Origin of the sequence: Microbulbifer zhoushanensis (genome assembly GCF_021729055.1) — a bacterium.
Lineage (GTDB): Bacteria > Pseudomonadota > Gammaproteobacteria > Pseudomonadales > Cellvibrionaceae > Microbulbifer > Microbulbifer zhoushanensis.
The window spans coordinates 472,340-485,417 of sequence record NZ_JAJSAO010000004.1; the positions used below are offsets into that span (position 1 = coordinate 472,340).

At 60.6% G+C, this 13,078-nt stretch carries 11 protein-coding genes; 10 read left to right on the forward strand and 1 reads right to left on the reverse strand.

Annotation, left to right across the window (positions count from 1 at the left end):
• The first annotated feature begins 468 nt into the window (after positions 1–468).
• Entirely contained in the window at positions 469–1,677 is a 1,209-nt protein-coding gene (locus tag LVD10_RS10665; protein ID WP_237063583.1) for an energy transducer TonB, read from the forward strand.
• A gap of 211 nt (positions 1,678–1,888) precedes the next feature.
• Here the strand turns inward: LVD10_RS10665 and LVD10_RS10670 are convergent, their stop codons facing one another.
• Complete coding sequence (locus LVD10_RS10670; RefSeq protein ID WP_237063584.1) at positions 1,889–2,773, reverse strand: hypothetical protein; 885 nt, start codon at positions 2,771–2,773, stop codon at positions 1,889–1,891.
• Here LVD10_RS10670 and LVD10_RS10675 point away from each other — a divergent pair.
• The 9 genes from LVD10_RS10675 (at position 2,772) to LVD10_RS10715 (ending at position 13,077) form a co-directional block, all read left to right on the forward strand.
• Positions 2,772–3,203 (forward strand): hypothetical protein, encoded by a 432-nt coding sequence (locus tag LVD10_RS10675; protein ID WP_232941013.1) that lies wholly within the window; start codon positions 2,772–2,774, stop codon positions 3,201–3,203. The two genes, LVD10_RS10670 and LVD10_RS10675, sit on opposite strands and share 2 nt — an antisense overlap.
• Positions 3,204–3,220: 17 nt before the next feature.
• Positions 3,221–4,432, forward strand: coding sequence for a hypothetical protein (locus LVD10_RS10680; RefSeq protein ID WP_232941012.1), 1,212 nt, complete (start codon positions 3,221–3,223; stop codon positions 4,430–4,432).
• 68 nt (positions 4,433–4,500) lie between these two features.
• On the forward strand, positions 4,501–6,075 hold the full coding sequence (locus LVD10_RS10685) for a tetratricopeptide repeat protein (protein WP_232941011.1): 1,575 nt from the start codon (positions 4,501–4,503) through the stop codon (positions 6,073–6,075).
• A gap of 289 nt (positions 6,076–6,364) precedes the next feature.
• On the forward strand, positions 6,365–8,455 hold the full coding sequence (locus LVD10_RS10690) for a PEGA domain-containing protein (RefSeq protein ID WP_237063585.1): 2,091 nt from the start codon (positions 6,365–6,367) through the stop codon (positions 8,453–8,455).
• A 47-nt stretch (positions 8,456–8,502) separates the two neighbouring features.
• On the forward strand, positions 8,503–8,736 hold the full coding sequence (locus LVD10_RS10695) for a hypothetical protein (protein ID WP_232941009.1): 234 nt from the start codon (positions 8,503–8,505) through the stop codon (positions 8,734–8,736).
• A gap of 50 nt (positions 8,737–8,786) precedes the next feature.
• On the forward strand, positions 8,787–9,581 hold the full coding sequence (locus tag LVD10_RS10700) for a MotA/TolQ/ExbB proton channel family protein (RefSeq protein WP_232941008.1): 795 nt from the start codon (positions 8,787–8,789) through the stop codon (positions 9,579–9,581).
• A 115-nt stretch (positions 9,582–9,696) separates the two neighbouring features.
• Positions 9,697–11,004: a hypothetical protein gene (locus tag LVD10_RS10705; protein WP_232941007.1), complete on the forward strand. Its 1,308-nt coding sequence runs from the start codon at positions 9,697–9,699 to the stop codon at positions 11,002–11,004.
• Positions 10,994–12,076: a vWA domain-containing protein gene (locus LVD10_RS10710; RefSeq protein WP_232941006.1), complete on the forward strand. Its 1,083-nt coding sequence runs from the start codon at positions 10,994–10,996 to the stop codon at positions 12,074–12,076. The genes LVD10_RS10705 and LVD10_RS10710 overlap by 11 nt, the downstream gene beginning before the upstream one ends.
• Positions 12,073–13,077, forward strand: coding sequence for a vWA domain-containing protein (locus LVD10_RS10715; RefSeq protein WP_232941005.1), 1,005 nt, complete (start codon positions 12,073–12,075; stop codon positions 13,075–13,077). Before LVD10_RS10710 ends, LVD10_RS10715 begins: the two co-directional genes overlap by 4 nt.
• The last annotated feature ends 1 nt before the right edge of the window (position 13,078 follow it).

Here is a 13,078-nt window from a genome sequence, read left to right on the forward strand (position 1 = left end):
ATCCCATACGACGACGACTGAACCGGCCCGGTGCTACTGTGCGTAATAGCCTGTAAAAGGACTCGGCAGTTTCTTCTACCATCCTCACCGGGTGATTTGAGACGCTTGACTATACTCATCAGTACGCCCCGGTGACACCGGCCAACAGGTGGCAGGGGCCTTGCGCGAACAGCGCTGTGGTTTACTGCACCGCCAAAAAATCGCGCCGACCGGAACTGAAAACCTCCGGGCACAGTCAGGGACTGAGAATCGAACCACACTTCAGGGAGAGAAATTCCGCCGGCATGTACCGCGCGGAAATCGTGCCCGACCAATCGCGAGCCCCGGCTTGCGGCCGGGTGAGGCAAAACATGGAATAGAAGTGGTTCAACCGTGACACAGACAGATTTCAGCAGTTCGTTTGCTACCGGCTTGATGTTTACAGCCACAGCTCTGCTGTGCAGCAACGCGTGGGCGGAAGTTGAGCCCGTGCCGGAGGATACCGGCGCCCCACCGCCCGCTTTTATCGAGGCGGCTTCCCAGCCACTTGAGGCCGAGCCTACCCGCCGGCAATTGCGCCCTTCCGAGGCTGCGCGGCGTTATCGCCAGCGCATCGAGGAAATGGAGGCTGAATACGGAGCCTACGGCACTGGCATCGATGAACAGCTGGTTGGCCTGGCAACCGCCCTGCAAAATTCCGGTGCCCACGAGGAGGCAATCAAGGAGTTTCGCCGGGCAATGCTGATCAACCGTGTCAACGAGGGTCTCTATTCTCTGAACCAGATACCGATGATCGAGCGCATGATCGACAGCCAGATTGCGCTCAACCAGTGGGACGAGGCGAACGACAACCAGGAGTATCTCTACTGGTTACACGAGCAGAATTACGGCAACAGCGACCCGCGCATGTTGCCCGTTATAGAGCGCCTGAGCAGCTGGCACCTGCGGGCCTACGTCGAGGAAAAAGGCGAAACCCTGTTCGAGCACCTGATCAGTGCCACCAACCTCTACCAGTTGGCTGTCGATATCATCACGCAAAACTTTGGTGCCAATGACCTGCGCCTGGTCGAGGCGTTGCGTGGCCTGAAGGCCACCAATTACTACCTCGCCACTTATGCCGGGGAACCGCAGCAGGCTGTGGTGGTGAACACCAATTTCGCCGGCGGGGGGTTCGACAACAATCATCGCCAGGCGCAGCTTGATCATTTTCGCATGAACAGCTTCAGCACCGGCAAGAAAGCGATCGCGCGGATTGTCGATGTCTACCAGAAAAACCCCCAATCCCCCCCCGCCGCCTCGGCCAAGGCCAAGGTAGAGCTGGGAGACTGGTACATGATGTTCAACAAATGGCATTCGGCCAGGGAAACCTATGGTGAGGCTTATCATGCGCTCTGGGACAACGGCGCCACCAACCGGGAGATAGACGATATCTTCGGGCGCCCGGCCGCCCTGCCCGACCTGCCGATGCTGGACGAGGACCGCGGCGGCCTGGCCCAGTCTTATGTCACCGTTTCCTACGATGTCACCGCCTACGGCAAGGCGCGCAATATAGAGATCCTGAACTCCAGCGCGGATGACAGCGTCGTTATTCGCTCCCGGGTGCGCAATGTTCTCAAACGCGCCAAATTCCGTCCCCGGTTCGAAAATGGAGAACCAGTGGATACTGTGGGCATCGTGCAGCGGTTTGTCTTTGACTAACCTGCAAAAAGCTTTACACGACGGCCAGGTTAATTCAGGCAGAGAGTCCCGCCCCGGGAACACAGACAACCAAACCCGGGGCGTCGCCAGGGGTCCAATGCACCAGACCATCGCGACAGGCGGGCAGTAAAGGAAAAATCAACGACAAAAACCAGAGTTCCGGGTGTGGAATTACACCGGAGCCGCAATGGAAAGCTGGATGACCCGGCTTTCACCGCACAGATCGCTCGAGTCCGAAAGGCGCCGATCGGCGTACCAGGAGAGAGAAAATGACACTACGGAAAGCGGTATTTTCACAGCAGAGCAAACCCCCTGGCTGGCACACCCTCGCCTCGATTGTGGTGCTGAGTGCGGTTATTGCCGGCTGCAAGAGCCAGCAGACCCAGCAGCAACCCCCGGCACAGCCCTCACAGTCGCAATCCCAGTCCCAACCGTCATCCAGCAGCTCATCATCGCAGTCGTCAAGCAGCTCATCGAGCCGCTCCCAGAGCCAGTCGAGCCCGCAGACAGCCAGCAACATGCCCCAGAGCAGCCCGCCGAGCAGTCGTAGCAGCTCCTCCTCTATGCCCAGTAGCAGCTCTGCCCAGCCCAACACTTCGATGCCAAGCATCGAGTCGGGTGAGCGGTCCAGCCAGCAGGCCAGTACCGCCTCTGATTCGGGCAGCGAGGAAGCCCGGCGACGCAGTTCCGCCGGGGACAGCATGCCAGATCCGACCGCGCGACGGGACTCACCCTCCAGCCCGGTATACAGCGAATCTGAAGCGCAACCGGAAGAACGGCGCATGCCCCCCGATCCCTCAAGTAACAGCGAGGGCCAGCCCCCTGAGGAAATCGATTTTTCCGAAGAGGAACAGAGCGCATCGTCGTCCAGCAGCAGTTCATCATCCTCCAGCTCTTCCAGTAGCAGTGCCGCGACCGCCAGCAGCTCTGCGAGCGAAGCATCGGCGAGCAACCAGTCCAGCAGCGCATCGTCCAGCAGCCCCAGTGCCTCGGCAAGTGCCGGAAGCCCGTCCAGCGGTAGCAGTGCACCGAACGAGGCACCCGCCACCGCAGCCGAGCGGGTATCGGAACTGGAGGGAGAGTTCGACTCCACCATGGCGAGCTATGACGGCATGATCCTGCGCGAGCGGGATTACGTGCGCAATCGCCCTGCCTCCGAGGATGAGAGTGAGGAGTCCATGGACGAACCACCGCCCGGTGAGTCCCTCGAGGACCTGATCGAGTCCGCAGAGGCCGAAATACCCGCTCCCCCCGGGGGCGGTGGTGCCGGCAGCGAGGAAGGCAGTGGCCCGGAGCAGAACAACTCCAGTGGACAGGCTACCGGCCCCGGCATGCCCACCGCCGGTCGCAAAGGGGAATATGACCACAGCGGCAGCGGCAGCGTGGTACCTGCCGATATCCCCGAAGGGGATGACGACGACGTGGTGGCCCGCCAGATTCGTGAGGCCGCCACGCGCGAAAAGGATCCCGAGCTGCGCGAGCGGCTTTGGGAAGAATACCGGAAATATAAAAACGCGAAGAAGTAACAGCGGAGGGAATTACCATGCATTTGCCCAGACTGTTGTCCGCCACACCTGTTATCGGCCGTGGCCTGCTGCTTGGCAGCCTGTTGCTACTGGGTGCCTGTGCCACCACCGAGGTGCGCACTACCGCGTTTACCCCGCTGACAGTGGAGGACGCCACCATTCCTGAGGATCGCCTGCTGGATGTGGGTGTAGTGCAGTTTGACCCCGGCCTCGCCACGGCGGAAGTGGACGAAGAGGAACTGGTGTTCCCCGAATTGCGCCAGGCGGAATCCCGCTACATTGCCGTGACCCTGGCAGAGTCACTCCAGCAGAGCCAGGGCTGGGGCCCGGTGCGGGTAATCCCCAGCACGCGCACCAATATCGATGTAACCGTGCAGGGACGGATAGTCCAGTCAGATGGCGAAACGCTTACAGTGGAAGTGTGGGTTACCGACTCGCGTGGCCAACAGTGGTTCACCAGGGAATATTCCGAGCGCGCCTCGCAGTATGCCTACGACCGTAAGCACCCCACCAGTGGCGATGCATTCCAGGGCATTTATAACCAGATCGCCAACGACATGCTCAAATACCGCCAGGGCCTGTCTGATGAATATATCGCGGAACTTCGCACGATTTCCGAAATGCGCTTCGCCCGCAGCTTTTCACCTGACGCCTTTTCCCGCTACCTGGCCCAGAATGAGGACGGAATTTACGAACTGAAGGCACTGCCGGCGCAGGACGATCCAATGCTCCAGCGGGTAAGACGTATCCGCGAGCGTGATTATCTGTTTGTTGACACCCTGCAGGGTTACTACGGCACTTTCGTCAAATCCATGGAAACCCCCTACCAGGAGTGGCGCTCCCTCAGCTTTGAGGAAGTGCAGCAGATGCGTGAACTCAAACGCAAGGCGCGCAACCACACAATCATGGGTGCGGCTGCGATTATCGGCGGCATTGCCGCCGCCGGCGCCGGCGGTGGTGCCGCGCGACAGGCGGGCCACGTTGCCGTTGCCGGCGGGGGCTACCTGGTGAAAAGCGGGTTCGACCGCCGCAGCGAAGCGAAAATGCATATCGAGGCATTGCAGGAACTGGGCGACTCCATGCAGGCAGAGGTAGAGCCGCAGATTGTGGAGCTGGAAGACCGTACCGTCACCCTCTCCGGCAGCGTGGAAAACCAGTACCGCCAGTGGCGTGAAATCCTCAAGGAGATTTACGAGGCGGAAACCGGCGCCCTGGAAACCAATATCTGATAACGGCGCGCCCGCATGTACCGAGCATGGCGGGCGCCGGAAAATAATCCCAGCTATGCGGAATGACTATGCAACACCGCGACCAGTCCCCGGAAGATAACGGCTATATCGAACCCGCTGATTTTCGCTTCGGCGCTGACTCCCCGCAGCCGGATGACGGGGCTGCCACCCGTGAAGTACCGCAGGGTGAAAATCCCCCCCGCCGCGGCAACCTGCCCGCCATCCTGGTGGGCTCGGCACTGGTGATAGGCGTTATCGGGGTCTTCTGGATCCTGCCGCAAACCGTGGAAAGGCCGGAAGTCAAAATCGCTGCAGGCCAGGGCCCTGCCTCCGCCAAAGACAGTGCGATGCAACGGCCCGCGAAAGTCCAGGCATCCCCCTATACCGACGCCGAAATCGCGCGCCAGCGCCGTCGTGTCCAGGAGATCCTCCAGGAAATCTTCGTTTTACAGGAAGAATTGCAGGAACGCCGGGTCGAAATCTGGGCGCCCGAGGATTTTTCCGCAGCACGCGGCCTGGCCGAGGAAGCGGATGCGATATATCGCCAGCGCCAGTTCAAGCAGGCGCTCGATCAGTATGAGCAGGCCCTGGCTGCGATGCAGTCGATCCGGGACAGTGTACCTGAGCGTATCGAACAGCACCTCGCCGAGGGTAATGACGCACTGAATCGCGGTGATGCCGAGGCCGCCCACAGCGCCTTTGACCTGGTGCTGACCATTTCCGAAGAGCATCCGCGAGGCACACGCGGCAAGGCCCGGGCGGAAAAACTGCCCGAGGTCTGGGAAGAGGTGACCCGGGGCCGCGACGCATTTACCGCCAACGACCTGGACACTGCAAAAGCGGCCCTGCAGCAGGCCCTGGCGCTCGACAGCGAGACCCGGCCCGCGCAGGAGTTACTGCCGGAAGTGGTCACGGCAATTACCGAGCGCGACTATAGCGAGGCCATGTCGGCTGGCTATGCCGCCATCGCCGCAAACGACTACGCCACTGCCAGGTCAGCTTTCGAGCGGGCACAAAAGCTCAAACCGGAAGCCCGCGACCCGGCGGTGGGCCTGCAGCAGGCTGCCAACGGGCTCGAGCAAACACGCGTCGAGCGGCTGTTCAGCCAGGCACACCAGCAGGAAGCATCCGAGCAGTGGCATGCGGCCGTAGAGAGCTACAGTGCACTGTTGAAAACAGATAGCAGCCTGGTGTCCGCAATCACCGGCAAAGCCCGCGCCCAGGCACGCGCTACGCTTGACGACCAGTTACAGGAGTTACTGGAGGACCCGCTGTCCCTGGGTGGCAGTAAACGCAATACACACGCCCGCAGAGTACTCGCGGATGCACGCCAGATAGATGCAGACGGACCACGACTGCAGTCGCAGATCGAGGAACTGGAAACTGCCCTGACCCAGGCGCTGATCCCGGTACCGGTGCGATTCCAGTCGGACAGCAGCACACGGGTATCGATATACCGGGTAGGTACCCTGGGCAACTTTACCGAGCGCCAGATCACACTGAAACCCGGCCGCTACACGGCGGTGGGCCGGCGGGATGGCTATCGCGATGTCCGCCGAGAATTTACCGTCGAGCCCGGCGCCGAAACACCGACAGTTGTCATCCAGTGCGCAGAAAAAATAAACGGTGCCAATAATAGCTGAGACAGCTACCAACGGCTGAACCGCCCCTCGCTCTGCCGATCCAATACGTTACGGCTCCGGCTTGAAAAAGCCGGACAGGATCGCCTGCCGGGTGCTGGCGATAAAAGGAATATCGCGACAAACAGTGGCACGAGGGACATGGCGCAAGCGCGGGCAAGCTAAGCTTTATGTCACCGGAGAAAACAGGCAGCGAGAAGCGCGGGAATCGACCAATTCCCCTCGGTGCACGGGCAACGGCCGCTGCCCAATTGCGATAAAGCGATAATTACGCAGTAACAGGGATTCACTAATGACAGCGAAGGAAGCGGTACCCGTTCGCGATAACGATCGCGCAGATGAAGACTTCTCAATCATCCAGCCCGCCGGGTTTACCCCGGTGGCAGAGGAGGCTGGCAGCCGCAAACTGTTGTTTTCCCCTCGCGCCCTGATCGTTGCCTTTGCCCTGCTGCTGGGAATGCTGGTACTGGTCTACCTGCTGGTGGCGCGCTCATTGATTTTTGAAACCCAGCCCGCCGATGCCAATGTCAGTGTCAGCGGGCTTGCCCTGCCCCTGGGCGATGGTCACCTGGTACTGCCGGGCACCTATCGCTACGAAATTACCGCCACCGGGTACCTGCCCCAGAGTGGCTCAGTAGACGTCAGTAGTGACCAGAACAGCCGCCGCGCAATCAAGCTCGAGCGCCTGCCCGGCCACCTGCAGGTAGTCACCGATCCCCCCGTGCCGGTGCGAATCCTGGTCAACGGAGAGGAAGTGGCGAGCGAGGAGGGCCTGGCCAGGAATATCCCGGCAGGCACCAAGCGCATCACCATCGAGACCGAGCGCTACCTGCCCTTTACCCGTGAAATCGATATCGAGGGCCTGGACAATACCCAGCAGCTGCAGGCCCGCCTGCGCCCCGCATGGGCCGATGTGCAGATCAGCAGCCACCCGCCCGGCGCCACGGTAACAGTCGAGGGCGAGGTAATCGGGACTACGCCCCTCACGGCGCAGCTGATCCAGGGGGACCGCATAGTCGAGATATCCCTCCCCGACCACAAGACCGCGGAAGTCCCCGTGGCTGTCACCGCCGGTGTCGACCAGGCCCTGGCTCCGGTGGAACTGGCCGCAGCCGATGGCCTGCTGCGCCTTGCCAGCAGCCCGTCCGGTGCCAGCGTAACCGTTAATGGGGAGTTTCGAGGGCAAACACCGCTGGAGCTGGACCTGGCGCCCGACAGCGTGCACCAGATCCGCTTCTTCAAGGATGGCTTCGGCTCGGTGGAGCGGCGCGTGGAAATCGCGTCTGGCAGTGAGCGGGAAATCAAGGTGGATTTGTCCGCGGTGTTCGGACGGGTCAAAGTCACCAGCAGCCCGGAAAACGCGCGAGTCTTTATCGACGGTGAGCTGGCCGGCAATACCGGCGAGATTTTCACCCTGCCCGCCCGCAGCCACAGCATCCTGGTGCGCAAGGAAGGCTATGAGGATTACCAGACGAGCGTCACGCCCAGTGCCAAACTGGAACAGACAGTTCGCGCCGTGCTACTCACCCAGGAACAGGCACGCTGGAGCAATATCCCCGCCGAGATAACCCACGGTGCCGGCGGCCGCATGCTACTGATGCGTCCCAACGCAGAATTCACCATGGGCTCTTCACGCCGTGAACAGGGCCGCCGCGCCAATGAGGTTATGCGCAAGATTGCCCTGACGCGCCCCTTTTACCTCGGTGCCACCGAGGTCACCAATCGCCAGTTCCGGCGCTTCAAGCGTATGCACAGTTCCAGCCATGTGAACGGGGTCAGCCTGGACAACGACAACCTGCCGGTGGTGAATGTCAGCTGGAGCGATGCCGCCCTGTTCTGCAACTGGCTCAGCCAGCGGGACGGGCTGCAACAGGTTTACCGCACCGAGGGCAGTCGTGTCACAGGTTTCGATGCCAGTGCCAATGGCTATCGCCTGCCTACAGAGGCCGAGTGGGCCTGGGCCGCCCGCTTCCGCAACGGTGGCATGCTGAAGTTCCCCTGGGGTAATGAATTACCGGTAGGAAAGAACTCCGGCAACTTTGCCGACAACAATGCGGCACAGCTCGTACCCGCAGTGCTCCGCTCCTATACCGACCGTTACGCTGCCACCGCACCTGTTGCCAGCTATAGCGCCAACCCGCACGGGCTGTATGACCTGGGCGGCAACGTATCCGAATGGATTCATGACCTGTACACCATCGGCACCGGGCTCTCCATGCGGCGGGAAGAAAACCCCGTGGGCCCCCAGGATGGTGATTATCACGTAATCCGCGGCTCCAGCTGGCGCCACGCTGGACTCACCGAATTGCGCCTTTCATTCCGGGATTATGGCGCAGAACCGCGCAGTGACGTGGGCTTCCGCGTAGCCCGCTGGATTGACTGACGATACCCCTGGAGCTGGCAATCGGCGCTGGCAAACGGAGAGAAGCAATGAAAAGTTTATGCCTGGTCCTGACTCTTGCCCTGTTGCCACTGGCAGCGCTCGCCCAGCAACAGGAAACACAGGGTGAAGAGGAGAAAGAGGAGGTAAGCCAGGAGCAGGATGCCGGCAATGTGCAGGCGCGGGCTCCTGAGAGTAACGACAACGAAGGTGGCGTCGACAATTACGAGGCATCGGAAGAAATTTCCGAGGACCTGTCAGTCTCCTACCCGATTGATATCTGAGAAACCATCAAACTGCCGGGAAAAGATTGCGGAGCAGAGCGAGAACCATTATGAAATTCAAATCCTCCGATTTTATATTCCAGCTGTTTGCGCTGCTGGGCGCAATCATCCTGGTGCACGCTATTTACGTATCGGTGATCCGTCCCAATGCGGATGCCCTTATTGAGGAACAGCTCGCACGGGAAGCCGCCGGTGAAACCTACATCCAGCAGCGGTCGCTTTATATCGTCATGCGCGACTATGAACAGGAAGCCTGCTTTGTACTGATGCTATGGGCCATGGCCATCATGGGACTCAAGGCACAACGCAGCATGCGCGAGCGCAAACTGCTTGACCGCGCCCTCCTCAACGTACGTGAGGGCACCCCGATCCTGCCCGAGGATGCGCGGGACCTGTCGCGACCGATCCAGGCCCTGCCCGAGGAAGAACGCAACTACCTGTTGCCGCGCGCCCTGCTCACAGCCTTGCAGCGATTCAGTTCCACCAGGAATGTGGCCGCCGTCTCCAACTCGGTAAAGGAGGTCTGCGATACCGAGGGCGACCGGCTCGACTCCGAGCTGGCCATGGTGCGTTATATCACCTGGGCCATCCCCTCGATTGGCTTTATCGGTACGGTCCGCGGTATCGGTGAAGCACTATCCCAGGCACATCGGGCCGTGGAGGGAGACATTGCCGGCGTCACCGTCAGCCTGGGTGTGGCTTTCAACTCCACCTTCATCGCCCTGGTGATCAGTATCGTGATCATGTTCTTCACCCACCAGCTGCAATTGATGCAGGAGCGACTGGTACTGGATACCCAGAATTACTGTGACAACAACCTGCTGCGATTCCTCAAGGTCAGCTGACCTGGAAACACGGCCAAAGATGCATGCACAAAACTGTGGCGAGTGACCGCCGATAACAGGTAAGCCGCCTGCCACCGCCCCACCGGGACGGGGCACGGGAAGAAGGAGCTAGCCAATGGCGCAACAAGGCGTACTGGAAATCAACGACTGCGGCCTGCGGGTCTTCAGTGGCACCGACGAAATACTCGACAGCCCTGGCGTGGCAGTGGTGGACAGCCACAAGATTCTGCTGGGCACCGCGGCACTGATGCGTGCCCGCAGCAACCCGACGCGGGTCAACACCCAATTCTGGCGCCGGCTGAGCCTTGAGTCACTCAACTCCGACAACGCTCGCTGCCGCCACCACGCGGACCTGGCCTACAGTCAGCTGCAGGACATGGCGGAACACTGCGACATGCCCGACGAGTTGATTCTCGCTGTACCGGGCAATTTCACCCGCGAACAACTGGCCCTGCTACTCGGTATTGTCAATGAGAGTCCGGTCAACGCCGTGGGCCTGGTGGATGCGGCCACTGCCTGTGTCGGCAACTGCGCACCCCGCGGGGTACACCTGCACGTTGAATTACAGCGTCACCAGACGCTGGTAAGCCGCGTGGCCGTACATGAACAGGCCCAGCTCGACCATGTCGAAACTGTCAGCGACGCGGGCCTGCAACACTTCCAGGATTCCTGGGCAAGGGTATTTACCGATGCCTTTGTCATGCAGTGCCGTTTCGACCCACAGCACTCCGCCGAGGCGGAGCAGCAACTGTACGACCTGATGCCGCAATGGGTCGGCCGCGCCATGCGCCAGGGTGAAGTCATGGCGGAACTCGAGGATCGCACGGCCAAAGTCAGCCTGCGCCAGCTGCAGGATGCCAGCACACCGATCCTGTCCCGCATCCGCGCACTGCTCGACAACCTCGCCGACCCCTCCAGCGTGGTGTTCGTATCGCACCGCTGGGCCGATGTACCCGCCGGCGCGCAACTGGCAGAGCGAATCCATCTCCTGCCGCACAACAGCATTGCGCAGGCGGTGGAAAAGCGCTGGCATGAAGTACACAGCGAGACCGCTGCACTGCGCCTTGTCACCGCCATGTCCGCGGCACCCGCCAACGAAGTCGCCGTGCAGGTCAATGCGGCCGCCGAGGCGGCTGCCACCCACCTGCTGTTCGGGCACCGCGCCCTGGCAGCGCAGCAGCCACTTTTTGTCAGCTGGCAGGAAGGCGCACTCAAAATCACGCCCACCCCACCCGAACACCCCGCTGCCACTATCACCAACCACGCCGGTCGCCTGGCACTGCGAGTCGACGCCGGCGCGCAGTTGATGCTGAATGGTGAGGAGATCGCAGCGCCGGTAAACCTCACGGCCGGTGACAGGATCGGCGCGGCAGATTTTGACGAAGTCATCACCGCAATCAGTGTGGAGCAATATGGCGCGTAAGAATCGGCGGTTTACCACTTTCAGCCTGTCGTTCCTCGACATCATGTCCTGTGGATTCGGTGCCGTGGCATTGATCTTCCTGATCATCAAACACGGTTCCGATCACGATATCGAGGTGAAAAACCAGGATCTCTCGGCCGAGGTTGAGCTGCTGAAGGAGGAAGTCCAGTTCGGGCGTGAACACCTGGTGCTCGCCCGCAACACACTCGATGCCACCAGCGATGAACTGGCCGACGCGCAGGGCCTGGCGCGCCGTATTATCGAACAGATCGAGGAAGTAAAGGGCAATATCGCCGAAATCGACAGCAACACCGAAGAAGACGACATCAAGCGTCTGCAGGACAAGCTCAAGAAGCTTCAGGACGCCAAGAAACAACTCGAGGCGGAAAACAAGAAGCTTGGGGACAATGTGCGCAAGTTCGTCGGCGATGGCGATCGACAGTACCTCACAGGCCTGCGCCTGGGTGGAAATCGCATCCTGATCCTGCTGGATTCCTCGGCCAGTATGCTGGGGGACGAACTGATCAAGGTGATCCGCACCCGCAACATGTCATCCCGCACCAAGCGTGAAGCGGGAAAATGGCGCCGTGCGATCAATACCGTGTCGTGGCTCACCGCGCAGTTCCCGCAGGACAGCCAGTACCAGATCTACACTTTCAACACCGGGTTCCAGGCCGCTATTGCCGGTACCGAGGACCGCTGGCTGAACGTTGACGACCGCGACCAGCTTGACGACGCCTTCAAGGCCCTGGATGAAGTGGTGCCCGATGGCGGCACCAGCCTTGAGCGGGTGTTTAATGCAGTCAGCGCCATGTCCCCGCTGCCGGACAATATCATCCTGATTACCGACGGGCTCCCCACCCAGGGCATGAAGAGACCACGACGCAATGTCGTCACCGGCAAGGAGCGCCGCAAACTATTTGACCGGGCGGTAAAAGCCCTCCCCGGGGGCATCCCGGTGAATGTAATCCTGGCGCCGATGGATGGCGATCCGTTTGCCGCCAGTGAATTCTGGAAGTTGGCCATGGAGACCGATGGCTCCTTCCTGGCACCGTCGAGGGACTGGCCATGAGACGCAACCGCCTGAAGCGCCAGCAGGAAGAGTTCAGCATTTCCTTCCTGGATGTCATCTGCTGCGGGTTCGGCGCCATTGTACTGTTGTTAATGATCGCCAAGACCGTCGAGCCCATTGTTCTGGAAGAGGCAGAGCTCGACCTGGATGGCCAGGTCAGGCAACTGCAGGAGCAACTGGCACAAATCCGCGGCGAAACCACGGTGCTCAACCGGGACCTGAATGCCAAGCGCGAGCAACTGGATATCGAGCGTGAGAAAATTGCCAACCTGCGCGGCCGCCTGTCGGTCCTGCAGGCACAGTATGCAAGCAAGACCGAGGGTGAAACCGAGGAAGGCAAGCTCAAGGGCGAACTCACCATCGCCCTGCAGAGCATGACGGATGAAATGCGGCGCCTGCTGGGGGAAAACTACCAGCGCAAGAACAACGTCATTGGCGGTATCCCGGTCGACAGCGAGTACATCCTGTTCATCATCGACACGTCCGGCAGTATGTTCAATTACGGCTGGGACCGCATGATGAATGAAATGGTCAATACGCTTGACCTGTACCCCAACGTCAAGGGCATCCAGGTAATGAATGATATGGGGGACTACATGTTCTCCAACTACCGCAATAAATGGATCCCCGATACACCCGGACGCCGGCAGGCAATCCTCAAGCGCCTGCGATCCTGGAACCCGTTCAGTAATTCGAGCCCGGTGGAGGGCATCCAGAAGGCCGTACGCAGCTTCTACGATGCTGACAAGAAAATCAGCATTTACGTTCTTGGCGACGAATTCACCGGCAAGTCAATCCGGCGGGTGATGCTGGCGGTCGACCGGGTCAACGCCCAGCATGGCGAGGGCAAGCGCAATGTACGCATTCACGCCATTGGCTTCCCCATCCAGTTCTCCCGGCCACCCCACCTGCAGACAACCGGCCTGAGATTTGCGGCGCTGATGCGCGAGCTGACCTATCGCAACGGGGGAACTTTTGTTGGACTCAACGATTTTCGGTAGC